Raw genomic sequence first — 26,999 nt, 5'->3', positions numbered from 1 at the left:
TTGATGCTCATGCAAATTTCCTTTTCCGCTTGGGTTGTTGAGTACTGCTATGTAGTTAGTCGAGCTTCTGGCTGCTGTCAAAGCAGCTCGATGTGGAATCGCTATCGACCTCACGTGTTCAGCCCGTTGCAGCATTAGAGGCCTGAGTAGGTGCTTCCGGTCAAAGTCTTGCAAGGGGCAGTAAAATCAAGAGCTGAGCGATACGAGGATGTCTGGACGTTCATCATCCCGAGTACGGTGTGGAACAGGTTGTCGTGGCTCAGTGGCGAGCTCGTCTGTGCTTTCAAGCAGCCCACATTGAGGCGTTCGCTTTTCGCGAGAGAATCAGACATCCAGAGCACCAATGGCACCTTGGTTTGCTCATCTGGGGCCATCGCATAGGGCAGCCCATGCAGGTAAAGACCACCCTCTCCCAGTGACTCCCCGTGGTCCGAAACGTACATCAGCGCAGTGTCGAATTTGCTGTTCGCGGCCAGAATATCGATCAGCCCAGCCGTGACGTAGTCGGTGTAGAGGATCGAATTGTCATAGGCATTGATCACTTCCTGCTGCTCACATTTGTCGAGCTCATTGGTCTCGCAAACCGGCCCGAATTTCTCGAACTGCGTGGGGTAGCGCTTGTAGTAGGCCGGGCCGTGACTACCCTTGTAGTGGAGCACCAGGACTGCATCGCCTTCCTGACGCTTGATGAAGCCCTCCATCTCAGAGAGCAATACACCGTCCTTGCACTCGTCGCTACTGCACAGCTGAGCATCTGCGTGTTGGGTAGCCTTGTGGTTTGGCACCCGATCACAGACCCCTTTGCAGCCCGAATTGTTATCAGCCCACATGATACTGATGCCTGCGCGCTGAAGCACATCGAGCAGCCCTTCGCGGCTCTTGGCCAAACCGTCCTTGTAATCATCCCTACCGACGTCCAAGAACATGCATGGCAGCGAAACCGCGGTGGCGGTGCCGCAAGAACTCACATTCGAGAAGCTGATGACATTGCGCTTTTCCAGCTCAGGATTGGTATCGCGGGAGTAGCCATTCAGGGAGAAGTTGGCGGAACGTGCGGTCTCCCCGACTGCCAGTACCAGCAGCTTGGGTTTACGAGCCGCTCCCTGCCTGGTCACCACGGCGTCGGTACCGATGGAGGTCAGCGCTTTCGGTGTGGCCAGCTTGCGTTTCAGGTAACCATGACCGGCAGCAAACAAATTGGTGGGAACCAGAATGAGCCGGATCTCCCGGTTGTTGCGTAGGAGGGAGGCATAAGATTGGTACTGGCTCAGCACGATACCAGCAAGGGCTACCAGTGCGAGCGCCAGGACGATGAGTCTGCTACCCAACGCGTTGGTCCAGGGCTTGCGTCGCAGGGGCACCAAACAGATCAGGTAGACGGGCAATACCCCTACCATTGCCACCCAAAGGCCAAGTTTCCAGTTCAGTAGCTCAGATACCTCACTGACGTCGGTCTCCACGACGTTGGTGAACATCGTGTAATCAATGACAATTCCGTAAGCACTCATGAAGTAGCTGGCTAACGCCGCGCTGATCAGCACTAGACATAGCATAGGTTTTGCGAATCTTGACCATGACCCCAAGCTAAGTACGGTGAACACCCAAACGAATACCACGACTGGCAGGCTGGCGGCGAGCGGCCAGTTTACTTCCTCGGTGTTGAATGCCAGGCGCCAGAGCACACGCCAAAACTCAGCGTTCGCGAATAGCAATAACCAGAAAGTTACTAGCGCGATGAGTAAGTTGGTGCTGATGCCTTCCTGTCTAACATTGCGAATAGCATGGATCCATTTACTGAACAGGGTATGAATGGATTTAGAAGGTGTCATTATCAAACTCTAAGAAGCTGCTCATCCATGGCGCTGGTCATGAATAGCCGGGAGCTAAATGGCAAGCCTCCGACAGACATAGCGAATCAGGGCGTAGAGAAGGTCTGAGACCTTGGTCCCTTTAGCCTGAGGACGCTTAAGATGTGTGAGGCATGGGATGATGAGAAATAAACTCTCGCCAGGCGCATTATTTCCGCTACACGATAACGTCATGATGACTTCGCGATTACAATGCTGACATGATCGCGATAATGACTTTTTTGATTGGAACTGCCCAGGCTATGATAAAAAATGGATAGGTCTGACTCTTTGGGTGGTTAATGCCGCCCGATTAATTAAATTAAAATTCACAAACAAACCAGCTACGTTTTGCCATACGCTAATTTTGAACCTTTACTTTAACTTAAAAGTCATTCTAGCGAGCAGAACATTTCTTTCACCTTTGCCCGTGCTGATGTCACCTGTCGATGAGGGACGAATACCATGAGTTTTCTCAAAAATTTACTGGGGGGCCACCACGGCCGCGGAACCCACGGCGGTGGCAAGCACCACGGTAGTGGGCACTGGAGTGATCGACATGACCGGCATGGTCGTTATGAGCAGCAGCAAACCTGCGACGGTAATGACCAGGTGATTGGGGGTGGGCGCGCAATAGCTCAAGCCCCAGTCAAAGATCTGCAGACTTGCAAGCACTGCCGGACCGCGAACGCCCCGTCTGCACGCTTTTGTCTAAACTGCGGAACACCACTATCGAGTGATTGCACGGCCTGCGGCTCGTCCCTGACAGCAGGAGCAAAATTCTGCAGCCAGTGCGGCCAGGCAACCCCTTAGCGCTTGGCCACACTGGAAATCCAACGCGACCACCACCCTGTGGAAGGAGAAATACGTGGGATCGAATCATGATCATGGCAGCGCCGCGGTTCGTGAGGGGCATCAGAAGAAACTAGTCATGGCATTGGTCCTGACCGGTAGTTTCATGATCGCTGAAGTGATCGGCGCATGGATTACCGGCAGCCTGGCGTTGCTGTCGGATGCGTCTCACATGTTCACCGACACAGCCGCTTTGGCAATTTCGTTGATTGCGCTTCAGATCGCCAAGCGGCCGGCGGATCAGAAAAGAACCTTTGGCTATGCGCGGTTGGAGATCCTAGCCTCCACGTTCAACGCCGTGCTGCTCTTCCTGGTGGCGATGTACATCTTGTACGAGGCCTACCAGCGCTTCTTCATGCCAGCGGAGATCGCCACCGGGACAATGATGTGGATCGCGATTGCCGGCCTGATCATCAACCTGATTTCAATGCGACTGCTGGCATCTGCCAGCAACGAGAGCCTCAACGTCAAAGGCGCCTACCTCGAAGTCTGGAGCGACATGCTCGGATCGTTGGGTGTGATCATCGCCGCCCTCATTATCCGCTTTACCGGCTGGACCTGGGTCGACACGGTTGTCGCCGTAGCGATCGGCCTTTGGGTATTGCCGCGGACTTGGCAATTGCTTCGAGAGAGCTTGGGAATTCTTATGGAAGGTGTACCCCGGGGACTCAACGTGGCGGCAATCGAGGCCACGATCCTCAAGGTCGACGGCGTCACGGATGTCCATGACTTGCACGTTTGGGCCGTCAGCAGCGGAAGCAACGTGATGACGTCGCACGTGGTCGTCCGAGACGCAGCAGATGGAGATGCTGTGCTAGCGGCCGTCGTGGATGCAGTCAGCGACGCGTTCGAAATCCATCACTGCACCATTCAGATCGAGCGCGCAGCTTTCCACGAGAACGTCCCTTCGCCGTCGCATTGATCGGCCGGTAGACACCTGATCAACACACCGCCTTCAACGTCGGGGGTAGTGTGGTCGAGGATGAGGTAAGGATGGATTGGCGATAGCAGAAGCACTTCATGAGTGCCTGGTGAATGATCCCGGCAGACCCATTCCACTAGCTCAAGTAGGTTCAGCGATGTCTTGGATCATCACGAAGTACTTAGTCACTGCCGCAATAGTGGTGCTCGTGTCTGAGCTGGCAAAGCGCAGTGACAAGCTGGGCGGCTTGGTTGCCGCCCTGCCATTGGTCACCGTATTGACGCTCATCTGGCTTTACTTGGACAACCAAAGCATAGAGAAGATTTCCAACCATGCGTGGTACACGTTCTGGTATGTGATTCCAACGCTGCCGATGTTTATCGCATTTCCGGCACTGCTGCCCAAGTTGGGCTTCTGGCCGACACTTATCACCAGCATCCTCATCACTATGGCAAGCTTCGGAGGATTTGCCCTGCTCCTAAGGCGATTTGGCATCGAGTTGCTATAACCCGGGTGCAGAAAGCACTCGGTGTCGCTACCGGTTGTTGATGCACTCACCTTACGAGGTAGCGAACCATGTGCAGTTCGCCCTTGGAGTCCTCGTAAGTCATCATGCTTCTCACATTCCCGCAGTACCGAACGCTAGGCGAGACATACACCAGCTTGCCAGCGTCCAAATCCATACCGTAAGCGTAGTCTTAAAGCTCGGGAATGGGTTTCTTCACGCTCTGAGCATAGCGTTCTGTAGCCTTTCTGGCCTTTCTGGCAGACTGCTCAAGATCGTCGTTGATCTGAACGCTACTTTGGGCATTTTTCGGCAGTGCAGAGAAAGCATGAACGCAGCAATAGCCGATATAGTTGCTTTCATGAGAAGTCCATTAATAAAAAAAGCGCCCATGGCGGGGCGCTAAAATTCACCTTACCAAAGGAGCGTATGGTTCCAAGGTGAATGCATTGGCGTGAGCAGGGTTCCGTTACTCCCGCCATGCTGCTTCAGATGAGACTGGTCCAAAGCAGCGCTGCCTGTGTGCTGTTGTTAAACTAGCAAAAGCGGCTAACGATAAGATGATTGTGAAATTACAATTTGGACATGTAATAGTTTGTAAAGTAATTATCCTTGCTCAAGTAAGATGAAAAGCCAAGCATGATCGCCGGTTGAAGCCCGTTTCAATGGGTAGAATGATCGGTGGCTTGTCATCACTCGTAGCTTGAGCTTGAAGGATTAAACGCCACAAAGCAGAGCAGCTTGGCAGAAACACCACCCCTCTCGGCCGAATTCGCTTGTCAGGCGTGAAGGCTGCAAACCGCTGAAGGCCACAGAATCCGCTAAGCTCACTAGGGAGAGCCGTCATGACTGTCAGCAATCTTGCGGCTACATTACAAATTTGTAGGATTTCGCCGCGGCCAGCGTCTTCGCGTTAAGATTCAAGCGTCCTCAGGTGACCCCGGCGTATGGACAAAGGTAGCGACTTCCAGATGCCATGCATATCAGCCGAACCTTCAAACTGCCTGCAACCATAGTCTTGACGGATTAGGCAAATCCTTCCTCACACCTTGAGATAAGTTATGCGCGTTCTAGTTGTGGAAGACGAAATTAAAACTGCCGAATATCTTCAGCAGGGCTTATCCGAAAGCGGGTATGTCGTAGATATCGTGCACAATGGTGTCGACGCCCTGCACTTGTTCAATACTAACGTCTATTCATTGGTTCTGCTGGACGTCAACCTTCCAGGCATCGACGGTTGGGACCTTTTGGAAACCATCAGGAAAACCAGCCGGGTCCGCATCATCATGCTAACCGCCCGCGGTCGCATCAACGACAAGCTCAAAGGCTTGGATGGCGGCGCTGACGACTACCTTGTCAAACCCTTTGAATTCCCAGAGCTGCTCGCTCGTATCCGTTCGCTGCAGCGGCGTGGTGATGAATTAGTCGAGAAGAGATCGCTAAAAATTGCCGATTTAGAACTCGACTCAGTGCGCCATCGCGTTTTCCGCGCTGGCACACGCATCGATCTCACCACAAAGGAATTTACGCTCCTGCACCTGCTGATGAGCAGGACGGGCGAAGCGCTGACTCGTTCTCAGATCATTTCGTTGGTCTGGGACATGAATTTTGACTGCGATACCAACGTCATCGATGTCGCTATCCGGCGCCTTCGCTCAAAGATCGATGACCCGTTTGAAACCAAGCTCATTCACACGCTTCGTGGCGTAGGGTACGTTTTTGAGGAACGCGCATGAGGCCTTTCAGCCTGGCTGCAAAGCTGGGATTAAAAGTGGGGTTGATGAGCGCAGCGTTGCTGCTTCTATTCGCCACCTTCGGGTATCTGATGGTAGGCCAGGCGCTAGAGCGTAATGCTCGCAGTGACCTGGAAGTCAAGATGGCGGGCATGGCTCACAACCTGTCTATGATCTCCGACATCTCAGGCGTCAACGCAGACGCACATCAGCTTGTGGATCTGGTGATGGGCCACAACAACCTGTACGTCAGCATCTTCGAGTCGGCGCAGAGTGAAACGCCTCTTCTCTCGATCGGCTCGAAGCAGGTGAACGTGGAGGTGCACAAGTTCCAACCATCCGCACAGCCGAAGGAGCATGAGTGGCGCGACACCCAGGACCGCCCCTTGCTGACAGCTTCTCGCACCATGAGTTTGGGCGACGGAACCGAAGTCAGTGTCTACATGACCATGGACCAGTCGTCCAATGAAGCGCTGCTTGATGCATTGCTCACCTGGGCCCTGATGATTTCCCCGCTCATCATCGCGCTGATCCTCGCAATCGGCTGGTGGACAGTCCGCAGAAGTCTGCTGCCTCTGACCAAGTTCCTGAAGGTCGCTTCGAAGATCTCCACCGAGAGCCTTGACCATCGTCTGCCGACTAATGGGATGCCGGCAGAACTCAAAGAGCTCGCCGACGGTATCAACATCATGCTGGCTCGCCTGGATGACGGAGTTCAGCAGCTCTCGCAGTTTTCTGACGACCTTGCTCACGAACTGCGAGCGCCGCTTTCCAACCTGATGGGTAAAGCCCAAGTTGCGCTAACCAGAGAACGATCGCTTTCCGAGTACAGGGAGGTGCTGGAGTCGTGCACAGAAGAGCTAGACCGCATGAGCCGCATGGTTTCCGACATGCTGTTCCTTGCTCAGGTCAGTCATCCGGCATCCATGGTGGAGTTTGAACCCGTGTCCCTAGTCGACGAGGTTAAGCGAGTGTGCGATCTCTTCAGCATTTCGGCAGAGGAAGGCGAGATCCAGCTGCAGATCTCTGGCAGTGATGACGTGGTGCGCGGGAACCGCCTGATGATTCAACGCGCCGTCTCGAATCTGGTGTCGAATGCGATTCGCTACTGCCCTCGCGGTCGTACGGTCTATGTGAAAGTGCAACACGGTGGTAGCGGCACGACCTTGAGTGTTGGCAACCCGGGCCGCGGGATCGCCAAGGAACACCATGCGCATTTGTTTGAACGGTTCTACCGCGTGGATAAGAGCCGAGCACGAAGCGAAGGGGGGACCGGTCTTGGCCTTGCCATCGTGCAGTCGATCATGGGCCTACATCAAGGCTCGGCGAGCGTGGAAGTGACCGAGGAAAATTTCACTTGGTTCCACCTCCACTTCCCGAAGCCCAGCTAAAGCAGCCAACAATGACCGCTGATTGAACCGCGCTCACTTGCAAAGGCCCGTCAATCGACGGGCCTTTTGTCTGATGCAATGCATCAATGCCTAAGCACCACAGGGTCCATGGGCGACCGCAGAATTACCGACTTTATAATCTTTTGCTCTTCTGGATTAGCGTTTCTTCACAGGTGGGAGAAGTATTGGGCATTCACTTTTTCCTGAGCGCTCACACTGCCGGCGGCCTCTATGGACTGCATGGTCGAGTACACATAGATCAGTGCCAGTATGAAGAATGCTGTCGCCACTACCATGACATAACGCTTAGCCAGCACCGTTAGCTCCAGGATCGAGGCATCCGCTGATTTGTCGCGACAGTAAGCTCCGAAATCAGCGGTTGGATGGCGGTCTCGACGCCACGAGCGGCAGCGGAATATGCCTCTGCAGCAGCGCGTATGGCGACCTCTTCGGCATTGGACCAGGCTTTCTCAGCCTTTCGCACCTCCTCCTGAATCTGCCTACTGACGAGATCAACCTCCTCCACAAGCTCACTCGACTTTTCCAGAACGGCGCTGCAAGCCCTGGTTTGGGAAGCCAGCTCATCGAGCTGAAAGGTGAGTTTTTCAGTGCTTCGACGGAAGTCACCGATGGCAACAGCCAAGGCTCAATCTCATTCATGGCTATCTCCCCGAGCGGCCGGTAACGCCGCAGTGGTTTATTTGTTTAGATATCAACGTGACCCTCGACACAAGCGAGATAGACATGATCCTTCCAGGTTTGCAGATTTGGCGCATCTCGCCAGCCGCCTAAATTACGGAATTGTAATTCTTGACTCACCTTGTCGTTAGCTTCGCGCTCCTAAACTACAAACCAACAAAGGCCGCCAGTCAGGCAGGCCTAGTGAGAACCGAGGCACACAATGAAATTTGCTAAATCTATCGCTATTGGCAGCCTGCTGCTTGGTCTCGTGAGTACCGCTTACGCTGAAGGTGGTTACGAGCGAGCGAAACAGTTCCAGGAAAACTTCCGAAATGAACAGGCTCGCCTATGGAGCGATGACTCTTCGGATCAGAACAAACAACAAATTGCCCAAGAGCAAAAGAAAGAAAGCAAGAATGGTAAGGAAAAAGCTGATAACTAAACGGCGGTTAAATAGGACTTTAAATGACGAAAGCAATCGACAAAAAAGCCAGGGTAAAACCTGGTTTTTTTTGTGTCTGGAATTTTACCTTCGTTTGTACGAGGCGTTTCCGCATTACTGTCTCCGACCAGACCTTCGGTACCTTGCTTGGCGTCTTTCCAACGGCACAGCAACAGCTGACTGGCGTTCGCTTCGGTGATCTCGACACACCCAGGTTGGCAGGCAGCTCAGCATTGCTGTCGAGTAAGCGCCGGGACAGGTAGAATGAGCTGTCACGAGGCCACTTTGCTGGGTACTGGATGTTTTCGGACTTCTCGCTGCTGTAGAACTCCGAGGAATTCGAGCGGCGACCAGGGTAGATCAGAGGGGCCGATTGAGCACATTCAACCAGGCCTGAACGACATCTCGCTGGTTCTGAGGCCTCTGCATCAACACCCCGGCATAGATGATGTCGACGCCGATGATTGGCAGTATCAACGCTCGCGGCGGCGCCCTGGTGATCCTTCGGCCAACCTCATTGATCCGACCGGACAGGAGCAACGCCGAGACAGGTACAGAACCAGCGGCAGCCAGTCGATCAGCCCTAGTTTTCCTGCGAGCGCTCCGGCTCCGAGCAGGGCACCACAGATCAGCGCGAAAACCAGCTCGGTGTTCATGCCAAAGATGCCGTCGTGCTCATGGCTCAGCCCTTCATGCTCTGCTTGGTCATCTGGGCGTTCAAGCGAACTTTTCATAACTCGTCCCTTCTGGGGGGCAAGACTATAAACTGCCCTATGCAGTTGGAAGACATTACTGTTGTGTAGTTGAGATTTATTTCCCAGCTAACCCAGGGGCAGTCATTAAAGCATCTAGCCTAAATGACGTTCATCGAGCTCAATAAAAAATGCCAGGCACTGCCTGGCATTTATGAATTCTCTAAGTATTCTACTCACAGCAATTACTACTTGTTGTTGATGCATTGCGAGTACATGGAGTAGCGAACCGTCTTAAGCGTACCCTGAGAGTCCTCGAAGGTCATCAATCGCGGGTAAACTTGGCAGGTGCGCGGGTCTTGGGACTGACGCACGAATTTCGCAACATCGATCTTCATGCCGTAATTGTAGTCCTGGATCTCCGGCATCGGTTTGCCATTTCTCTCGGCATAATTCGCTACAGCAGTCTGATGCTCCTTGATGTATTGCAGCTGCTTGCTTTCAGAGTAAGTATAAGCCTGCGAAGCCATCGAGAAAATAACAAGTGCAGCAGCAACGATTAGCTTTTTCATAGGAACCTCTCAAATTCAAATCATCTCGGGCGTAACTTTAGCAACGCAGAGGCATCACCGGCATGACGAGAAACTTACAATTTTGAAAGGTAAGTGCATCTATTTCATATAAAACAAAAAACCCACAACGCGTGTTGTGGGTTTTTTGTATCTGGGGGAATCAGCTTACGGCTTCTGCCTCGTCGCCGTCTTCATCCTTGCGATGTGCCCAATGATACAGGGCCGGCAGGACCAGCAAAGTCAGCGCGGTGGAGGAAAGGATCCCACCAATTACCACTGTAGCCAGAGGCCGTTGAACCTCCGCACCGGTACCGGTGGCCAAGGCCATTGGGATGAAGCCCAGGGACGCCACCAAGGCTGTCATCAACACTGGTCGCAGTCGGGTGAGTGCGCCTTCATCGACTGCCTGCCTGAGCGTTCGCCCCTCTTCTCGCAATCCGCGAATGAAGGCAATCATCACCAGGCCGTTCAGTACCGCGACGCCGGAGAGTGCGATGAAGCCTACCCCTGCCGAGATCGAGAGCGGGATATCACGCAGCCAAAGGGCCACGACCCCGCCAGTGAGAGCGAATGGAATACCGGTGAAGACCAGCATGCCGTCCTTCAGGTTGTTGAACATCAAGAACAGCAAGGTCATTACCAGCAGTAAGGCTACCGGAACCACAATCTGCAGGCGCTTGGCTGCCGACTGCAGCTGCTCGAACTGACCGCCCCAACTGGTCCAGTAGCCTGCTGGAATTTCCACCTTCGTTGACAAGGTAGATGCCGCCTCATCAACGAACGACCCAAGGTCACGGCCCCGGACGTTGGCGCTTACAATAACCAAGCGCTTACCGTTCTCGCGGCTGATCTGGTTCGGGCCCAACTGCAAGTCCAGCTTAGCGACCTGCGAAAGTGGAATGAAACCGATCTGATTAGCGCCCTGAGCCGCATTGGCAGGCACAGGAATCAGCAAACTAGACATACCCGCGACGTCGGTGCGTACAGCCTCAGGCAGGCGCACCACCATGTCGAATCGGCGATCACCCTCGTACAACGTTCCCGCTGTACGACCACCCACAGCAATCGCGATCGAATTCTGCACGTCCGCAATGTTCAGGCCGTAGCGTGCTACTTTTTCCCGGTCGATGTTAATGGTCAGCACTGGCAGACCTGTGGTCTGCTCAACCTTGACCTCCGAGGAGCCTGGTACCGCTTTGAGCGCTGCGGCGATCTTATTGGCCGTGCTGTTGAGCACGTCCATGTCGTCACCATAAACCTTCACCGCAACATCGCTGCGCACCCCGGAGATCAGTTCGTTGAAACGAAGCTGGATAGGCTGGGAGAGTTCATAGTTACTGCCCGGGACACTGGCTGCCGCCTTTTGAACCTCGGCAATGAGCTCCTCCCGCGACTTGTCGGGATCGGCCCATTGGTCCTTTGGTTTGAGCATGACGTAAGCATCGGAGATATTCGGTGGCATTGGGTCAGAGGCGATTTCAGCCGTACCGGTTCGGCCGAACATACGCTCAACTTCCGGTACCTGCTCGATGACTGCTTTTTCCAAACGCTCCTGCATGTCCACCGACTGGCTGAGGCTAGTACCAGGTACGCGCAAGGCTTGAAGAGCGAAGTCCCCCTCACTGAGACTTGGGATGAACTCGCTCCCCATGCGACTGGCAAGTACACCGCTGAGAACGACCAGTGCTACTGCTGCGGAGAAAGCGATATTCCGATGCCCAAGCACCCACTGCAGCACAGGCTCATAACGCAGCCGCGCAGTGCGCATAACAACGCCCTCTTCCTCCTTGACCTTGCCAGTGACGAACATGGCGATCGCTGCCGGCACGAAGGTAACGGAGAGGATCATTGCACCCAATAGCGCCATCACAACGGTGAATGCCATGGGGTGGAACATTTTGCCCTCCACGCCGGTGAGGGCGAAGATAGGCAGGTACACCACCATAATGATCAGTTGCCCGAAGATCAGTGGCCGACGCGCTTCGCGGGCAGCAGCAAAGACCTCATGGAAGCGTTCGGTTTTGGTGAGCATACGGCCATGTTTGTGCTGCGCATGTGCTAATCGACGGATCGCGTTCTCCACGATGACCACGGCCCCGTCGACGATGATGCCGAAGTCGAGTGCGCCCAAACTCATTAGGTTGGCACTGACCTTGTTATTGAACATCCCTGTGAAGGTGAACAGCATGGACAGCGGGATCACCATCGCGGTGATCAACGCTGCACGGATGTTGCCGAGGAACAGGAACAGAATGGCGATAACCAGGATCGCACCTTCAACCAAGTTCTTCTTCACCGTCGCAATGGCTTTTTCAACCAAGTTGGTACGATCGTAAACGGTGACCGCAACCACGCCCTTTGGCAGAGTACGGTTGATGTCCGCAAGCTTCGCTGCGACAGCTTGGGACACAGTGCGGCTGTTCTCACCGATCAGCATGAATACTGTACCGAGCACGACCTCGCGGCCATTCTCAGTGGCAGCACCAGTACGAAGCTCCTTACCGATGCTGACGTCGGCGACGTTGCTGATGCGAATCGGTGCACCATCCACACTGGTGATTACGATGTTGGCGATGTCTTCGATGTTGCCGACTTGGCCCGGTGCACGAATGAGCAACTGCTCACCATTACGCTCGATGTAACCGGCGCCTACGTTGGCGTTGTTGCTTTCCAACGCGGCTACCAGATCATTCAGGGTCAACTTGTAGGTAGCCAGGCGCTTCGGATCCGGCGCAACCAGGAACTGCTTGGCAAAGCCACCGATGGTATTGATCTCTGCCACGCCAGGTACGTTGCGCAGCTGAGGCTTGATGATCCAGTCCTGGATTACCCGCAGGTCGGTGGGCGTGTAGGGCGTACCGTCTTCTTTGACCGCGCCCTCTTCGGCTTCAACGGTCCACAGGAAAATTTCGCCGAGGCCGGTTGAGACCGGGCCCATGACGGCATCTACGCCCTCTGGCAGCTGTTCCTTTGCAACCTGTAGCCGCTCATTGATCAGCTGGCGGGCAAAGAAGATGTCGGTGCCGTCCTTGAAAATCACGGTCACCTGAGACAGGCCCGAGCGAGACAGCGAACGGGTCTGCTGAAGACCTGGAAGACCAGCCATGGCCGTTTCAACTGGAAACGTGATCCGTTGCTCGGTTTCCAATGGGGAATAGCCAGGCGCTGCAGTGTTGATCTGCACCTGGACGTTGGTAATGTCAGGAACGGCATCGATCGGCAGCTTTTGGTAGCTGTAGATGCCGATACCGGCCATGATCAGGACAGCGATCATTACAACGATCCGCTGTTCAATGGCAAATCTGATGATACGTTCAAACATAAGAAATCATCCTGTCAGTTCGCATCAGTGACTGTGCTCGGCAGAGGCTTTGCCGAGCTCAGACTTGAGTGTGAAGCTGCCATTGGTAGCCACTTGAGCGCCCGCTTCGATGCCGTCCGTGATTTCCACGTACCCACTGTCACGGCGGCCCAGCTTTACTGGGCGGGTGTCGAAGCCCTCGGCGGTGCGTACGAAGACCGATGGTTTGTCCTCAACGGTCTGCACGGCGTGTTCCGGGACAGCCACCGCCACGCGATCAGTCTGGGACGTGACTGCGATGTTCACGAAAAGACCAGGACGCCAGGCCCCGTTGGGATTGGTCAACGTAACGCGGACGGTCGCTGCTCGGTTTTGCTCGCCCAACAGGCTGCCGACATAACCCACCTTGCCCTCGACCTCCACGTTCATGTCAGGTGAGGAAACCTTCACGGCGCGGCCGGTAGTGACCTTGGCCAAATCGGAAGGCGGTACAGCGAAAGTGGCCCAAACTTGGTTAAGGTCGGACAGAATAAAGGCGTTAGTCGCCTCGCTGACGACTTCCCCGACGGTCAAGTGTTTCTCCACCACTACGGCGTCAAAGGGAGCCCTGAGTTCGTAACGGTTACCGCCTACCGAATTGACCGAGGCACCGATCGCGCTGACTTTTTGCTTGGCGTTGGCCAGAGAGATTTCGGCTTCCTGCAGCGCCTGGCGAGCCTGGAGGTAGTCCTGCTCCGCAGAAATCTTGTCCTGCCAGAGCTGCTTCTCTCGGCTAAAAGTCACGCGCGCAAGTTCGACACGACGCTGAGCGGCTTGTTGCTCGCTGCGCAGGTCAGAGATCTGCTGGCTGGCAATCACCGCAAGGACTTGACCCTTCTTGACGGACTCACCCAAATTCGCCTGGACTGTTTCGACAACGCCTGGAACGCGAGGAACAACGTGCGCAGTGCGGTCCTCGTCAAAACGAATCTCACCCGGGAAGCTCACGACGGTTCCCAAATCACGAGGCGCTGCCGATTCCAGAGTCACGCCAGCTGCTTTGATCTGTTCAGCACTAAGGGTTAGCTTACCTTCTTCCTCACCGCCCTCTTCACTGTGGCCCTCCTCGCCATGACCTTCTTCACCGTGCCCATCTTCACTATGCTCCGCTTCACTGTTCTCTTTGTTAGCTGATCCGGCCTTCTTGTCATGGCCATGACCATCGTCAGCACCATGTTCTGCGTTAGTCGCCGCTTGTTGATCGGAACTGCTGTTCCAGGCGAGGCTGCCAAATCCAAGGATTGCCACAGCGGCTACCGCGAGGGCGATCTTGCGTTTGTTTTCCATTGCTACTCCTGCTGATCGTAGGCACCGGCAGGTTTAAACGCCGAGTGCCGAGAAAAATGTATGCCCCGTTCAGCGTGCGCCGGCGGTCGAGCCTACTTCGCCATAAACCCTTTCTACTTGCGCACGCGCATTGGTCGCCGCTGCCAGCGAGTCGAGATACTGGCCACGAGCAAGGATCAAGGTGCGCTGGGCGTCCAGTACTTCGATAAAGCCGAATTTCCCCATCTCGAATCCGCGGGTTGCGGTATCCACGGCCTGCTGGGCTGAGGGCAGAATGGTCTTGTCGTAGGACTCAACTTCTTGCATGGCGGTGGACCACTGGTTCAGCGCGGTTTGGGTTTGGGCGCGCAGTCTCAACTCGACAGCGTTACGCAGGTCGCGGGCCTGATCGGCACGTCGAGAAGCGGAAAGAATGTTGCCTTGGTTACGATCAAACAGCGGCAAAGGCATGGACAGACCAACGACATTGACTCGCTCGCGCACCGAGCGGTCGTACTGGCTACCCACGCTTACCGTGAGGTTTGGAATACGCTGAGCTTTTTCTGCGCCAAGCGAGGCATCGCTCTTATCAATCTCCACCACTGCCTGCCGCATTTCCGGAGTCTGATCGAGCTTTGCCAGCAACTCTTCAGTGCGCGGCGGCAAGCCAGGAGACAAGGTTGGTGATTCAAGGCGATCGAATATGGTCACAGAACTCCCCGTGACTTGGGCGAGTTGCTGGTAAGCATTCGCTTTTTCCGTTTCGGCGCGACGGACCTGCAACCGGGCTTCAGCCAGTTGAACCTGGGCGCGGGTAGCCTCCACAGGTGAAGATTTACCTGCGCGAACTCGACCATCGACAATGCGAAGGCCGCGCTCAGTAAGTTCAAGGGACTGTTTAGCGAGGTCGAGTCCGGTTTGGGCTCGTAATGCAGCGTAAAACGCCTGCACGACGTCTGCACGCAGACCATTCACGCGTCGGTCCAGTTCCAGTTGTGCAACACTCTGGCCGTATGTGGCGACATCTACGCGGGCTCCCCGCTTACCACCGAGCTCCAAGGTCTGACTTAGCGTAACGGTCGTTGTGCTGGTGTTACGCCGTGTGTCCTCCATCTCATACGAGATTTCGGGGTTTGGAATCAGCCCGGCTTGCTTGCGCGCACCGTCCGCGATGCCGATTTCCTGACGTGCCGCCGCGAGGTCTGGGTTGGCATCCATTGCCGTCGACAGCGCTTGGGGCAAGCTGATGCTTTGGGCAAATGCGGTGGGTGCCAGCAACCCGGAAATCACCGCACAGAGAGCGGCAATTTTCCACGGTGAGACGTAGGTCTTGGATAAGACATTGCGGTTATACCGGAGCACTTTCTTGGTCCTCGTGCACAAACTTCGTTAGCTTGGCCAGAACGCCGAAATAGCTGCCAAGCCCCACTGGATTAGGTGATGGCACTCTAAAGAGCGGTAGCTATCAGAGGGGTGGCTAGAAAATTACAATTTCGTAAGAAAAGCTTGTAATGCCCGAAAACGCTGATGACACAGTCGAACCACCGAATTTCATTGCGAACGCGAGAGATGGCTAGCATGCGGCGTCAATGACCAAAATAACGACCAGATGACGAAATTGTAATTTTCCTATCACCATCCCGTTATCTTCCGCCTGCAAATATGAGCTCGGCGCTACGCGAGGCGCGCCGTCGGCTCAGAACTTATAACGACACCCGCGCCGGAAAACATAATAAAAACTGCCGTAAATCAAAGGAGCATCGGATGAAAATCAAAGTACCACTGTATTTGGCGGCAGTTTCGGCGCTGTCTGGAAGCTATGCAGTTACTGCTCAAGCTGAAGATAAGCCCGAAGGTTTCATCGAAGGTAGCAGCCTTACAGTGCTCAACCGCAACTTCTATTTCAATCGTGATAACCGCGACAGCTCAGCCCCCACTTACAACAGCGGCAAGGGCAACACCAATGGCTACTCCGAGGCCTGGGCGCACGGGATCATCACCAAATTCAACTCTGGTTTTACCCAAGGGACGGTCGGCGTTGGTGTTGATGCCTTTGCCATGATAGGGCTTAAGCTCGATACTGGTGACGGGCGCAACGGCGGTCGTAGTTCATTCGACGTCATGCCTGTTGATAACAAAGGCGAAGCTCGCGACGAATACACCAAGGTTGGCGGGGCGGCTAAAGTTCGCTTGTTTGATACGGTCGTGAAAGTGGGTGATGTTTTCCCGTCGACGCCAGTTGTTGCATCAGGCGACTCGCGCCTGTTGCCTGAAAGCTTCCGCGGTGTGACCGTTGAGAACACCAGCATCCAGGGCCTCACCCTGCAGGGTGGCCGACTGCATGCGATGAGCCAGCCGGTCTCCAGCAATCTGAATGATAACTTCGCAACTTTCTACGGTGGCCCGGTTAACTCGCCTTGGGTAGGCTACGGTGGCGGTGATTACGCGATCAACGATAACTGGACCGTGAGCGTATACGCCAGTCAGTTGAAAGAAGTCTGGAACCAGTACTACGCTGGCACCAGCTTCGCCTATCCACTGAATGACGACCTTGCGCTGATTGGCGGCTTCAACTATTACAAAGCCGTGGATGAAGGGAAGCAGCGCCTAGGCGAGTTTGACAACGATATCTGGAGTGCCAAGGTCGGGGTCCGTTACGGCGCTCACACCCTGGCCCTGTCGCACCAACGCAACAACGGCGACGATGATTTCGACTACCTGCGTCAGTCAGACTCGATTTTCGTCGACAACTCTATCCAGTACAGCGACTTCAACTCACCGAAAGAGCGTTCCTGGATGCTGCGCTACGACCTGAACTTCACCAGCTATGGCATTCCTGGTCTGACGTTCATGACCCGCTACGCCAGAGGCTCGGGCGCAGACTACTCGAACGCCAACCAGTTCTACATGCGCACCGACGCCAACGGTGATCCGCTAACCAATCAGAAACGTTGGGAGCGTGACGTAGAGGTTAAATATGTCGTGCAAACCGGTCCAGCAAAAGACCTGTCCTTCCGGTTGCGCCAGGCCACCACGCGTGCCACTGCATTCGAATCGGATCTGGATGAAACTCGTGTGATCATTGAGTACCCGCTTTCGATCCTGTGATTCTCTAAGGGGATCAGTTTATTCGTAAACTGGTCTCTTCAGAAAAATGTGCATTACGAATTCACCTTGAGTGGCTTAAGTGCTCCTTTGGTAAAAGGTGGATATTTGGCGCCCTTTGGGCGCCTTTTTTTTACCTAAAATTCAATCAACCGTTCGAGTGTACGCATTGCATGCCGGTGAAACTCATGGCTGCACCAATGACCAGTTTCCTCGACATGAGTAACTTCGCCGTCATCTGAACGGAACAAAGTCAACACAAAGAAGAAAACAACCACATACTTCATAAGGTCAAATTACCTATTGGAGAGAGGGCCCGCACCTGTCAAACCCAAACCGCGAAAAGATATACCTCCAGACTATCAATCATATTACCTGGAAATTACAAATCCGTCATTTAGGCCCCACCCCGCTCAATTTGATTTACCATTCCTTTCAATAATGCCGGCGCGCGTGCGCGGTTAATTGCTCAGTGATATCGAGACAAAATCCCATGCGAATTCTGGTAATTGAGGACGAAGTAAAAACTGCGGAATATGTGCGTCAAGGCCTTACAGAATGCGGTTATGTCGTCGATTGCGTGCATACCGGGTCAGATGGGCTATTCCAAGCCAAGCAACACGAATACGAGTTGATTATTCTTGATATCAATCTGCCAGAAATGGATGGGTGGCAGGTACTTGAGCTTTTGAGGCGTAAGAATTGCCCCTCCCGCATCATGATGCTCACGGCGAGAAGTCGTTTGGCAGATAAGGTCCGGGGTTTGGAGAACGGTGCAGATGACTACCTGATCAAACCATTTGAGTTCCCAGAACTGCTAGCCCGGGTTCGCGCCTTAATGCGCAGGTCTGAACACCCTGCATCTGTGGAGATCATTCGTGTCGCTGACCTGGAGCTAGACCAGAGCCGTCACAGGGCCTTCAGGGACGGCCAGCGTATTGATCTGACGACGAAAGAGTTTGCACTTCTGCACTACCTAATGCGCAATACCGGCGTGGTGCTCAGCCGCACACAGATCATCTCACAGGTCTGGGATATGAACTTCGACTGCGATACAAACGTTGTAGAAGTGTCGGTTCGAAGACTTAGAGCCAAGATCGATGACCCTTTCGAGACGAAGCTGATCCATACGCTTCGCGGTGTGGGCTATGTGCTTGAGAAGCGTTGATCGCCCGCTACTTAGTCATGAAAACAGAGCCAGGGATCATGCATGTAAGTCGAGCCATACTGTTTTTGACCCTTAGCGCGCGTTTCCTCACTAAACGTATGAGGTGTGCTGGACATGAGGTATAGCATAGATTATCAACAGGTAACGGAAGGCCAAGCGTATGCCAGAGCTGACGCACGCTCAGCGGACATTGTTTTTAACAGCGCCATGGCTTACCTCTGATACTGTGCGCCGGCGATGAGGTTAATTTCCCGACTACAGCACCAAGCAGGCTCAGTCGCCGCTCAACGATGATGGCGCCCGCCGGCTTTTCTGGTTCGTTGCAGGGCTACTCACGGTCATTGCCTTCGTCATGACCACCCTCTCTGTGCATCTTCTCACCTCGCTCAAGGAACTTGGCCTTCCAACGGTCACGGTGTTGGCGGTGGGGATGGTCATTGGGCCGGCCCAGGTGGTGGCAAGAGTATTGGAGTTCTCGCTTGCTCGGCATCTTCACCCAACCTGGTCGGCCGTGCCGGCGTGTTGGTGAGCTTCATCGGCATCTGCTTATTCATTCCTGGCGTGCCTTGGCTGGCATTCCCTGCAGCAGCGCTGTAGGGCGCCGGCATCGGGATTCTCACTATTGCCAGAGTCATCTTGCCTCTGGTGCTGTTTGGCAAGGGTATCGCGCACGCATGGGAGCATTAGCTCGCCCAATGGTCTTGGCGCAGGCCGCGGGGCCGTTTACTACGGCCTTTGTGCTGAGTACTCAAGGCGCACCTGTGATGCTCTTGCTCATGGCGGCGATGGTCGCTGTCGCGCTAGATAGCAGTTTCAAACTGCCCCTCAACCCAGTGCAACGTAGGTGAAGCTGGTGATTCTGCCCTCAAATCGGGGTACCCGCTAGATTTCCCCCCTAGCTTTGCCTTTGACTCTGCCTGGGGGTATACCGCCAGGGGATAATCGGCCTGCTTTGTCTTTGCGGATTGCCCTGCCAATTGACGGGGCCTACATAAGCCGTTTCCAATGCCCTCGACGTAGAACCATTCGCTCCGGCCGAAGCTGGCTGGTGGGCGTGAGCCAAGAGGCGTATCCTACAAATGCTTGCTCCGAGACTTGTTGGCCTACAGCCTCCCCTGGGAGACATCTGATAGCCCGCCGCCGAGGCGGGCTTTTTTGTCATCAGATCCGTAAGGCAGCGCCTTGGTGAATGGCTGCCCAAGCTAGGCTCCGCCAGAGCGCATGCTCAACATCAGCGGTCTACCCGTCTCCCTAGCCAGACGGTTAACGACGTATCCATATCCTTTGTCAGGCGCATGGAAAGCTGACTGGGCGAAAACGCTTACGCAGCCATTGCTTCGCAGGATGCAGCGCAGGCCAAACAGGTCTGTGCGCAATGCTGACAGTGGTCTGCCTTATGCTTACCGCACGCCTCCCCGCAGGCGCGGCAAATCCTTGCGCACAACGCACAAAATTCCTTGGCGAGCATGCTTTCTCGTGTCATCAAGGTGGCCGCCAGCTTGCACATATCTGCGCAATCCCTGTCCAGCCTGATGCAGTCAGCCATCATTTTTACGTCCTGCTCTTGCAGGCAGGCTGACGCGCAGACTTCACAGGCCAGCGCGCAGCGCATGCATTCCGAGATGCATTCATCAAAGCTACTGTTCATGATCATATCTCCGGTATCGGGTCGATGAGATGCCAGTGCACCGTCTCATGACGGTATGTAGCGTTCGACCTGACGGGGGCCTGAAGATTGATTACATTTCTGTAAGCTTGTCCGAATCATCTCGGTATGAAGGCGTGCCCGATCATCCAAGGCTTTTCAATCACTGCTTCTGGATGCTCACGATTTTCGCGACACTTCCCTCCATACGGAACCCAAATTTCACCTTGTCTCCTACGTTCAAGCCCTTCAGCTGTGCAGACTCAGCTTGGAAGCCCATGGTCATCGCCGGCCATTTGAGCTCTGCTACCGGGCCGTGCGCCAAGGTGATTTTCCCGCTTTGAGGATCCAGCGCCTTTATTGTCCCCTCAGCATGCGCAGTGGGTGCCGCCTGGCTGCCTTGGCCACCCTCGGCGGAGGCTGGCATCTTCTTCATGTCCATTCCATCCATGTCCTGGGCATGCGCACTGGCGACGAAAGCGGTGACCAGGCCTGCGATGACAATTAGCTTTTTCACTGGATTTCTCCTGAGAGGTTGAGGGTAGCTACAGCAAGTTCGCGGCGACGGATCAGCCAGTACGCCGCTGGGATTACAAAAAGGGAAAGCAAGGGGGCGGTGAGCATGCCGCCCACCATTGGCACCGCGATGCGGCTCATGACCTCGCTGCCGGTACCGCTGCTCCAGAGGATGGGAAGCAGGCCTCCAACGATGGCCGCCACAGTCATTGCCTTGGGCCTGATGCGTTGCACCGCGCCCTCACGGATCGCGTCGAGCAGCGCTGCTCGTGTGCTTTCGCCTTTGGCCTGACGCTCAGCCCAAGCGTTATTCAGGTAGATGAGCATGATCACCCCAAACTCCGCCGCTACGCCGGCCAGGGCGATGAAACCAACGCCAGTGGCCACCGACAGGTTGTAGCCCAGCAGGTACAGCAGCCAAACGCCTCCGGTTAGCGCGATCGGTAGCGTGCCCATGATGAGCAGCGCCTCACCGAGGCGGCCAAAGGTCAGGTAGAGCAGCACGAAGATAATGGCCAGCGTCGCTGGCACCACCCAGGCCAGACGGGCGTTCGCCCGCTCCAGGTATTCGAACTGGCCGGAGTAGCTCAAGCTCATACCTGGATCGAGCTTTACCTCGCTGTCGATCGCTTGGCGTAGGTCTGCAACAACAGACGAAAGGTCCCGGCCGCGCACATCGATGTACACCCAGCCCGAGGGGCGAGCATTCTCGCTCTTCAGCATTGGCGGACCATCGGTGATACGTATGCGCGCCACGCTGCCGAGCGTCAGCTGGCCGCCCTGCGAGGTGTAGATCGGCAGCTGACGCAACGCCTCCACCGAATCACGCCATTCGCGTGGATAGCGCACGCTGATGGGATATCGGGCCAAGCCTTCAACCGTTTCCCCGATGGTTTCGCCACCAATGGCGCCGGCCACGATGGCCTGTACGTCGGTGATGTTCAGACCGTAACGGGCAGCGGCATGGCGGTCGATATCCAGATCAATGTAGCGGCCACCAGTCAAACGCTCTGCCAGCGCCGAAGTCACTCCAGGTACCTTTTTCGCTGCCCGCTCCACAGCGAGGGTAGCCCGGTCTATCTGGTCCAGGTCACTGCCGGCAACCTTGACGCCGATTGGGCTCTTGATGCCGGTGGCCAGCATATCGATGCGGTTGCGGATGGGCGGGATCCAGATGTTGGTCAGCCCAGGCACACGCACAGTGCGGTCAAGCTCCTCGATGAGCTTTTCCGTGGTCATTCCTGGACGCCATTCACTCTTGGGCTTGAGCCGAACGGTGGTCTCGAACATCTCCAGCGGTGCCGGGTCGGTAGCTGACTCGGCGCGGCCGGCTTTACCAAAGACACTGGCCACTTCGGGAACGGTGCGAATCAGACGATCCGTTCGCTGCAACAGCTCTGAAGCTTTCTGCGCCGAGAGTCCAGGCAAGGCTGAAGGCATGTAGAGCAGATCACCTTCATCGAGCGGAGGAAGGAACTCGCCCCCAAGATGATTCAAGGGCCACAGACTGCTGAGCAGGATGAGCAATGCTCCAGCGAGGGTAACCAGAGGCCGGCGCAGGACGACCTCCAATGCCGGACGGTACAGCCGGATGAGGCCCCGGTTGAGCGGGTTGCGCTGTTCCGCAGGAAGTGGCCCTCTGATCCAGTACCCCATCAGCACCGGTATCAGTGTCACCGATAACCCAGCCGCCGCTGCCATTGCGTAGGTCTTGGTAAACGCCAGGGGTGCAAAGAGTCGCCCTTCCTGGGCTTGCAGCGTGAACACCGGGATGAACGAAAGCGTGATGATCATGAGGCTGAAGAACAGTGCCGGTCCTACCTCGACGGCCGCCTCTGTCATTACCCTCCAATGCGCTTCGCCTCGCAACGGTTGACCAGGATGCCGGGCATGCCAAGCCTCAACACGTTTGTGGGCGTTCTCGATCATGACCACGGCAGCGTCCACCATTGCACCGATGGCAATAGCGATTCCGCCAAGGGACATGATGTTGGCGTTGATGCCCTGATGACGCATGACGATCAGCGCAATCAGGATTCCCACGGGCAGCGACACGATAGCCACCAACGATGAGCGCAGGTGCCAGAGAAACGCTGCGCATACCAACGCCACTACCACGAATTCCTCGATCAGCTTGTGACTGAGGTTCTCCACGGCACGGTCTATCAACTGGCTGCGGTCGTAGACGGTGACAAGTTCCACCCCGGCTGGCAGGGCTTTCTTCAGGGTTTCCAGCTTGGCCTTGACGTGCGCGATGGCCTCACGAGCATTCTTCCCGCTGCGCAGGATCACCACACCTCCTACGGCTTCGCCGAGGCCGTCCAGTTCGCCTATGCCTCTGCGGGCTTCCGGACCTATCTGCACCGTAGCGACGTCGCCTAATATCACCGGCACGCCCTTGGTAGCCAGTCGCAGGGGTATCGCTCTGAAATCATCCAGCGATCGCAGGTAACCGGCCGCACGTACCATGAGTTCCGCTTCGCCTTGCTCCAATACACCGCCACCGGTCTCCTGGTTGGCCTTGCCTATAGCCTCCACCACCTCAGCCTGGGTGATACCGAGGCTGGCCATACGCAGCGGATCGAGGACGACTTGGTACTGCTTGACCATACCGCCGATGGTGGCCACCTCAGCGACATCCGGCAGCGTCTTGAGTTCAAAGCGCAGGAACCAGTCCTGCAGGCTGCGCAGTTGCGACAGGTCATGGCCGCCGTTGCGATCGACCAACGCATACTGATAAATCCAGCCCACCCCGGTGGCGTCAGGGCCCAGTACCGGCTTGGCTGCCGCAGGTAATCGCGATTGCGCCTGGCTCAGGTACTCAAGCACCCGTGAGCGCGCCCAATACAGATCGGTGCCGTCCTCGAACAGCACATAGACGAAGCTGTCACCGAAGGCGGAGAAGCCGCGAACCGTTTTGGCCCCCGGAACCGAGAGCATGGTAGTGGTCAGCGGATAGGTCACCTGATTCTCAACGATCTGGGGAGCCTGGCCTGGGTAGGACGTGCGGATGATCACCTGCACGTCCGACAGGTCGGGCAAGGCGTCGATTGGTAGGCTACGCACCGAGACGAAGCCCCATGCCACCAGAAACAGCGTGGCGAGGAGCACCAGCACACGGTTGCCTACCGACCAGCGGATCAGTTTGGCAATCATGGTTGGCCCTCCAACACTTTGATCTGCTCAACGACCATGCCCTCGTCCCGTTCGCGTATGCCAAAGCGAATCTGCGCACCGATCTTGAGGCCATCAAGGAGAGACTGCTCAGCCACAGGGAAGGTCATGGTCATCCCTGGCATGCCCAGGGTGATGAAAGGACCGTGGGCAACGGTGAGCTGGGTGCCGTCTATCTGCACGACACGGCCATCCGCTTCATGCAGGGCTGGCCCCGCATTAGGCTGACTATCCTGCACCGTCGCCGCCTCGATGCCTTTCAAATTAGCGTCGGAGTCCAACAGGAATTGCCCGGACGCGACGATGCGCTGTCCTGCCTGAAGACCCTGCAACACCGCAACTTGGCCTTTGCTCTCCTGGCCCAACACGACTTCCACCGGCCGGAAGCGACCACCGTCTTCAGCCAGCATCACCAGGTCTCGCTTGCCGGTGCGGATGACCGCCTCGGCAGGCACCAAGAGGCTTTGCTCGGCAGACTCGCCGGGATGGAGAGCCACTTGAGCGGTCATCCCAGGACGAAGCCGCCCATCTCGGTTGGGCAACTCGATACGCAGGCGCAACGTGCGGCTCTGCAAATCGGCATCGGCCAATAGCGCAGTCAACTTGCCCGGTATGGGATCGCCTGGGAACGCTGGCAATTGCGCCTGCACAGGCTGGCCTTCGCGAAGGCCTTGAGCCTGGGCTTCCGGCACAGCCGCTTCCAGCCAGACGTTGGCCACTCCATTGATCCTTGCCAAAGTAGCCCCCGGCGTCAGCGTCATGCCGGGTCGCAAATCGAGAGCCTGGATTACACCGGCAGTGGGTGCGGAGAGTGTGACCGAGAGCTGCACCTTCCCAGTGCTCGCGACCCGGTTGATCAGGTCGGCCGGCATGCCGGCGAGCACGAGCCGCTGTCGTGCCGCCGCCGTCAGCTGAGCGTCACCGGAATGCCGCAGCGCCAGGTATTCCTCCTGCAAACCCGCCCACTCCGGGGTCAGCACATCGGCTAGAGGAGCCCCTTTGGCAACGATGTCGCCCGTCGCTCGACCATAGACGCGTTCGACGTAACCGCCAGTACGGGCCTGCAACACGCTGAAGTCGCGTTCGTCGAACGTCAGAACGCCGCTCACACTTAGGGTCCGTTCTAGCCGGCCAGCCGTCACCGTTGCCAATCGAATCCCAAGGTTTTGCTGGAGCCCAGCCGAGACCTGAACCGCAGGCTGCTCCTCGCCAGCCGTGTCATCCGAATACTTGGGCACGAGCGGCATGTCCATGAACGGCGATTTTCCGGGCGCCGGGAAGTGCTGCTGGGGATACATCGGGTCGTACCAGTACAGCGCTTTTTTTTCCTCACCTACTGGCTGCGATGGCGAATACGCACCTCTCCCACCTAGCCAGAAGCCCGCGCCTATCCCAATAGCAAGGGCAGCAGCCACGACGAAACCAATCGACCTATTCCTCATGCCCGCACCTCTCCATAAACGAAATGCAGACGCGCTGCTGTTGCCGCCAACTGTCCTTGCAGGTCCACATCCTGTAGCAGTGCCTCCACACGCTGCCGGCGTGCCGACAGCACTTCACTCAACGGCGACTTACCGGCGCGGTAGTCCGCCAGAGCGAGGCGTACCCGGTCCTCGGCCAGGGGCAAAAGTGTTTCGCGACTGCGCCGCACTGCCCGTTGCAAGCGTTGGTACTCGGCAAGGTCTGTTTCAAGCTGGGCTTGATGCTCGCGTAGGGCAGCGTCCTGCTCATCTTCCAATTGGCGAACTTGTGCGCGTCGTGCCGCAATCATCGGGTCTTGCCGTGAGCTGGTGAACAATGGCAATTGGAAGCTGACTTGCAGGCTGACCATATTGCTGAAGTCCGGACCACGGCGCTGATAATCCACTCCCCAGGACCAATCCGATTTCTTTTCCGCCTGAGCCTGGTGTACCTGGGCTTGAGCCTCGCGTGTCATGGCGTTGTAGGTATTGAGCTCCGGATGGGCATGGACGGAGTGCAGGTATTCAGCTGCGTCTACAGTCCAGACAGGGAAGGTCGGCGCGCCTACTTCGGCGTCCTGCCCAATCCAGCGCTTCAGCGCGGCTCGCGCTTGAGCTGCTTGACTCAACAAAACATCTTTCTGCTCGTCCAACTGTGCCAATTCCTGTTTGGGAGCCAACGTATCGGCCGTTGAGCCTGCGCCTCCGGCCAGGCGCGCTCGTACCGTAGAAGCCAGCAGCTGGTTCTCTTTGTAGAAAGCGTCGAACTGTTCAAGCTTTCGCTGCACGGTGTACGCAGTAACCCAAGCCTGTGCGGTTGCCGCCCTAACCTTCAAGCGTTCGAAGCTCGCCTCGGCATCGGCTCGCTCGACCGTGGCCTGCGCTGTCTCTATGCGAGCTTTGCGTTTGTCCCGGTTCGGTACTTCTTGGGACAGGCCAACCACCTGCATGGTCATGAAGTCTCTGTTCATGCTCCAGCGATCGGCGCCTTCAACCGGCAGGTTTTGTACCCCAAGATTCAGGCGCGGATCGGGTAGTTCGCCCGCTGGAATGACCGCGCTGCGCGCAGCTGATGCCTGCTCCTGGCGGGCCTGTAGAGAGGGAGCGTTGCGTTCAGCCAGTTGCAGCGCTTCATCCAGCGACAGCGTTGCAGCCTGAGCCGAGACAGCCGGCAGCAGTATTAACAGGACGGCCGTGGTTATCCGTCCCTGAAAACGTTGGGGAGTCATCAAATGATTCCTCGAAAGATCAGCGCCCAGGCGCGTGCCATCGCCCCGCTGCTAGGCGGAACGACGGTGTGAAATTAAGAGGGAATCAGACGCGGGGAGGCCGCCATGGATCGGGGGGAGAGCCTGTCGCTATGCCTACCGCGTAGGTATCGGCAGGTCGTGGCTTAGCAAAGGTCAGCCCAGGCGTCAGGAAGCTGAGCTGTACGGTACTGGCAGTCCTGCACTCCTGGCCGACCTTGCAGGATTTGGCGTGATCGCCAGTCTTACCCAGGTCTTGGTCCTGGCAGCAGTCATGATCCATACCCGCCATCGTTTCCATGCCCATGGCCTGCATTGGGCAAGGTTCAGTCGCCGAATCGATGCCCGCCATCCCGTTAAGCGGAAGCGCCACGATAAGCATCAGGATGGTGAGCAGTCGAATGAACCGATTCATGATGGGCGAGTATAGGTTACCGGGAT

21 protein-coding genes and 3 pseudogenes are annotated in these 26,999 nt (G+C 56.1%); 8 read left to right on the top strand and 16 right to left on the bottom strand.

Translation table 11 applies throughout. From position 1 onward, the window contains the following. Window positions 1–134 precede the first annotated feature (134 nt). Together IWW33_RS11425 and IWW33_RS26905 are read right to left on the bottom strand one after the other, a co-directional pair. Window positions 135–1,829, bottom strand: a complete 1,695-nt coding sequence (locus IWW33_RS11425; RefSeq protein WP_104886870.1) for a phosphoethanolamine--lipid A transferase — start codon at window positions 1,827–1,829, stop codon at window positions 135–137. Between the two features lie 501 nt (window positions 1,830–2,330). Continuing rightward, window positions 2,331–2,522, bottom strand: coding sequence for a hypothetical protein (locus IWW33_RS26905; protein ID WP_241799404.1), 192 nt, complete (start codon window positions 2,520–2,522; stop codon window positions 2,331–2,333). Here IWW33_RS26905 and IWW33_RS26900 point away from each other — a divergent pair. The 3 genes from IWW33_RS26900 (at window position 2,460) to IWW33_RS11410 (ending at window position 4,129) form a co-directional block, all read left to right on the top strand. Next, entirely contained in the window at window positions 2,460–2,660 is a 201-nt protein-coding gene (locus IWW33_RS26900; protein WP_241799402.1) for a zinc ribbon domain-containing protein, read from the top strand. The genes IWW33_RS26905 and IWW33_RS26900 overlap by 63 nt on opposite strands. A gap of 55 nt (window positions 2,661–2,715) precedes the next feature. Further along, window positions 2,716–3,621, top strand: coding sequence for a cation diffusion facilitator family transporter (locus IWW33_RS11415; RefSeq protein WP_104886868.1), 906 nt, complete (start codon window positions 2,716–2,718; stop codon window positions 3,619–3,621). Window positions 3,622–3,778: 157 nt separating this feature from the next. Beyond that, entirely contained in the window at window positions 3,779–4,129 is a 351-nt protein-coding gene (locus tag IWW33_RS11410; protein WP_129931836.1) for a DUF3147 family protein, read from the top strand. Between the two features lie 27 nt (window positions 4,130–4,156). On the opposite strand, the pseudogene IWW33_RS26895 reads toward IWW33_RS11410, so the two are convergent. Continuing rightward, a pseudogene (locus IWW33_RS26895) lies at window positions 4,157–4,489 on the bottom strand (DUF2790 domain-containing protein). A gap of 698 nt (window positions 4,490–5,187) precedes the next feature. On the opposite strand from IWW33_RS26895, the gene IWW33_RS11400 reads away from it, so the two are divergent. Both IWW33_RS11400 and IWW33_RS11395 read left to right on the top strand, forming a co-directional pair. Then, entirely contained in the window at window positions 5,188–5,862 is a 675-nt protein-coding gene (locus IWW33_RS11400) for a heavy metal response regulator transcription factor (protein ID WP_104886866.1), read from the top strand. Continuing rightward, a complete protein-coding gene (locus IWW33_RS11395) occupies window positions 5,859–7,250 on the top strand; it encodes a heavy metal sensor histidine kinase (RefSeq protein WP_129931837.1) in 1,392 nt (463 codons plus the stop codon). Before IWW33_RS11400 ends, IWW33_RS11395 begins: the two co-directional genes overlap by 4 nt. Window positions 7,251–7,417: 167 nt before the next feature. On the opposite strand, the gene IWW33_RS11390 is transcribed toward IWW33_RS11395, so the two are convergent. Both IWW33_RS11390 and IWW33_RS11385 read right to left on the bottom strand, forming a co-directional pair. Next, complete coding sequence (locus tag IWW33_RS11390; protein ID WP_177410002.1) at window positions 7,418–7,567, bottom strand: hypothetical protein; 150 nt, start codon at window positions 7,565–7,567, stop codon at window positions 7,418–7,420. A gap of 2 nt (window positions 7,568–7,569) precedes the next feature. After that, window positions 7,570–7,893 carry a hypothetical protein gene (locus IWW33_RS11385; protein ID WP_177410001.1) on the bottom strand — a complete coding sequence of 108 codons (324 nt, stop codon included), beginning with the start codon at window positions 7,891–7,893 and terminating at the stop codon, window positions 7,570–7,572. A gap of 258 nt (window positions 7,894–8,151) precedes the next feature. Here IWW33_RS11385 and IWW33_RS11380 point away from each other — a divergent pair, with 258 nt between their 5' ends. Further along, entirely contained in the window at window positions 8,152–8,373 is a 222-nt protein-coding gene (locus IWW33_RS11380; protein WP_104886864.1) for a hypothetical protein, read from the top strand. An 86-nt stretch (window positions 8,374–8,459) separates the two neighbouring features. On the opposite strand, the pseudogene IWW33_RS26890 reads toward IWW33_RS11380, so the two are convergent. From IWW33_RS26890 to IWW33_RS11350, 6 genes and pseudogenes are all read right to left on the bottom strand, one after another. Next, window positions 8,460–8,931: pseudogene (locus IWW33_RS26890) on the bottom strand (phospholipid carrier-dependent glycosyltransferase); the annotation flags it as partial. Further along, window positions 8,919–9,107 (bottom strand): annotated as a pseudogene (locus IWW33_RS11370) (hypothetical protein); the annotation flags it as partial. The pseudogenes IWW33_RS11370 and IWW33_RS26890, both read right to left, overlap by 13 nt. 206 nt (window positions 9,108–9,313) lie before the next feature. Next, on the bottom strand, window positions 9,314–9,637 hold the full coding sequence (locus IWW33_RS11365) for a DUF2790 domain-containing protein (RefSeq protein ID WP_196914276.1): 324 nt from the start codon (window positions 9,635–9,637) through the stop codon (window positions 9,314–9,316). A 160-nt stretch (window positions 9,638–9,797) separates the two neighbouring features. Then, a complete protein-coding gene (locus IWW33_RS11360) occupies window positions 9,798–12,959 on the bottom strand; it encodes a CusA/CzcA family heavy metal efflux RND transporter (protein ID WP_196914275.1) in 3,162 nt (1,053 codons plus the stop codon). Window positions 12,960–12,983: 24 nt separating this feature from the next. Next, window positions 12,984–14,264: an efflux RND transporter periplasmic adaptor subunit gene (locus IWW33_RS11355; protein ID WP_129931840.1), complete on the bottom strand. Its 1,281-nt coding sequence runs from the start codon at window positions 14,262–14,264 to the stop codon at window positions 12,984–12,986. 69 nt (window positions 14,265–14,333) lie between these two features. Further along, entirely contained in the window at window positions 14,334–15,605 is a 1,272-nt protein-coding gene (locus tag IWW33_RS11350) for a TolC family protein (RefSeq protein WP_080563836.1), read from the bottom strand. 402 nt (window positions 15,606–16,007) lie between these two features. On the opposite strand from IWW33_RS11350, the gene IWW33_RS11345 reads away from it, so the two are divergent. Together IWW33_RS11345 and IWW33_RS11340 are read left to right on the top strand one after the other, a co-directional pair. Next, window positions 16,008–17,351: an OprD family porin gene (locus IWW33_RS11345; protein WP_013974881.1), complete on the top strand. Its 1,344-nt coding sequence runs from the start codon at window positions 16,008–16,010 to the stop codon at window positions 17,349–17,351. Window positions 17,352–17,841: 490 nt separating this feature from the next. Continuing rightward, window positions 17,842–18,516 (top strand): heavy metal response regulator transcription factor, encoded by a 675-nt coding sequence (locus IWW33_RS11340; RefSeq protein ID WP_129931841.1) that lies wholly within the window; start codon window positions 17,842–17,844, stop codon window positions 18,514–18,516. Between the two features lie 1,321 nt (window positions 18,517–19,837). On the opposite strand, the gene IWW33_RS11335 is transcribed toward IWW33_RS11340, so the two are convergent. From IWW33_RS11335 to IWW33_RS11315, 5 genes are all read right to left on the bottom strand, one after another. Continuing rightward, a complete protein-coding gene (locus tag IWW33_RS11335; RefSeq protein ID WP_196914274.1) occupies window positions 19,838–20,164 on the bottom strand; it encodes a four-helix bundle copper-binding protein in 327 nt (108 codons plus the stop codon). A gap of 160 nt (window positions 20,165–20,324) precedes the next feature. After that, on the bottom strand, window positions 20,325–20,678 hold the full coding sequence (locus tag IWW33_RS11330) for a copper-binding protein (RefSeq protein ID WP_129931843.1): 354 nt from the start codon (window positions 20,676–20,678) through the stop codon (window positions 20,325–20,327). Then, window positions 20,675–23,833, bottom strand: a complete 3,159-nt coding sequence (locus IWW33_RS11325; protein WP_196914273.1) for an efflux RND transporter permease subunit — start codon at window positions 23,831–23,833, stop codon at window positions 20,675–20,677. Before IWW33_RS11325 ends, IWW33_RS11330 begins: the two co-directional genes overlap by 4 nt. Beyond that, window positions 23,830–25,293, bottom strand: coding sequence for an efflux RND transporter periplasmic adaptor subunit (locus IWW33_RS11320; protein ID WP_129931845.1), 1,464 nt, complete (start codon window positions 25,291–25,293; stop codon window positions 23,830–23,832). Before IWW33_RS11320 ends, IWW33_RS11325 begins: the two co-directional genes overlap by 4 nt. After that, on the bottom strand, window positions 25,290–26,540 hold the full coding sequence (locus IWW33_RS11315; protein WP_129931846.1) for a TolC family protein: 1,251 nt from the start codon (window positions 26,538–26,540) through the stop codon (window positions 25,290–25,292). Before IWW33_RS11315 ends, IWW33_RS11320 begins: the two co-directional genes overlap by 4 nt. Window positions 26,541–26,999 lie beyond the last annotated feature (459 nt).

It is taken from the genome of Pseudomonas sp. M2, from assembly GCF_015751845.1.
In the GTDB taxonomy this organism is placed as follows: domain Bacteria; phylum Pseudomonadota; class Gammaproteobacteria; order Pseudomonadales; family Pseudomonadaceae; genus Aquipseudomonas; species Aquipseudomonas putida_E.
The sequence above is the reverse complement of the archived record's forward strand: the minus strand, read 5'-3'. Positions and strand labels throughout refer to the sequence as shown.

What these genes read in the sequence shown, in the direction of transcription:
- IWW33_RS11340 (WP_129931841.1), top strand. Translation starts at nt 17,842, where the DNA reads ATGCGAATTCTGGTAATTGAGGACGAAGTAAAAACTGCGGAATATGTG.
- IWW33_RS11335 (WP_196914274.1), bottom strand. Translation starts at nt 20,164, where the DNA reads ATGAACAGTAGCTTTGATGAATGCATCTCGGAATGCATGCGCTGCGCG.
- IWW33_RS11400 (WP_104886866.1), top strand. Translation starts at nt 5,188, where the DNA reads ATGCGCGTTCTAGTTGTGGAAGACGAAATTAAAACTGCCGAATATCTT.
- IWW33_RS11355 (WP_129931840.1), bottom strand. Translation starts at nt 14,264, where the DNA reads ATGGAAAACAAACGCAAGATCGCCCTCGCGGTAGCCGCTGTGGCAATC.
- IWW33_RS11360 (WP_196914275.1), bottom strand. Translation starts at nt 12,959, where the DNA reads ATGTTTGAACGTATCATCAGATTTGCCATTGAACAGCGGATCGTTGTA.
- IWW33_RS11325 (WP_196914273.1), bottom strand. Translation starts at nt 23,833, where the DNA reads ATGATTGCCAAACTGATCCGCTGGTCGGTAGGCAACCGTGTGCTGGTG.
- IWW33_RS11410 (WP_129931836.1), top strand. Translation starts at nt 3,779, where the DNA reads ATGTCTTGGATCATCACGAAGTACTTAGTCACTGCCGCAATAGTGGTG.
- IWW33_RS11345 (WP_013974881.1), top strand. Translation starts at nt 16,008, where the DNA reads ATGAAAATCAAAGTACCACTGTATTTGGCGGCAGTTTCGGCGCTGTCT.
- IWW33_RS11315 (WP_129931846.1), bottom strand. Translation starts at nt 26,540, where the DNA reads ATGACTCCCCAACGTTTTCAGGGACGGATAACCACGGCCGTCCTGTTA.
- IWW33_RS11395 (WP_129931837.1), top strand. Translation starts at nt 5,859, where the DNA reads ATGAGGCCTTTCAGCCTGGCTGCAAAGCTGGGATTAAAAGTGGGGTTG.
- IWW33_RS11425 (WP_104886870.1), bottom strand. Translation starts at nt 1,829, where the DNA reads ATGACACCTTCTAAATCCATTCATACCCTGTTCAGTAAATGGATCCAT.
- IWW33_RS11380 (WP_104886864.1), top strand. Translation starts at nt 8,152, where the DNA reads ATGAAATTTGCTAAATCTATCGCTATTGGCAGCCTGCTGCTTGGTCTC.
- IWW33_RS11320 (WP_129931845.1), bottom strand. Translation starts at nt 25,293, where the DNA reads ATGAGGAATAGGTCGATTGGTTTCGTCGTGGCTGCTGCCCTTGCTATT.
- IWW33_RS11365 (WP_196914276.1), bottom strand. Translation starts at nt 9,637, where the DNA reads ATGAAAAAGCTAATCGTTGCTGCTGCACTTGTTATTTTCTCGATGGCT.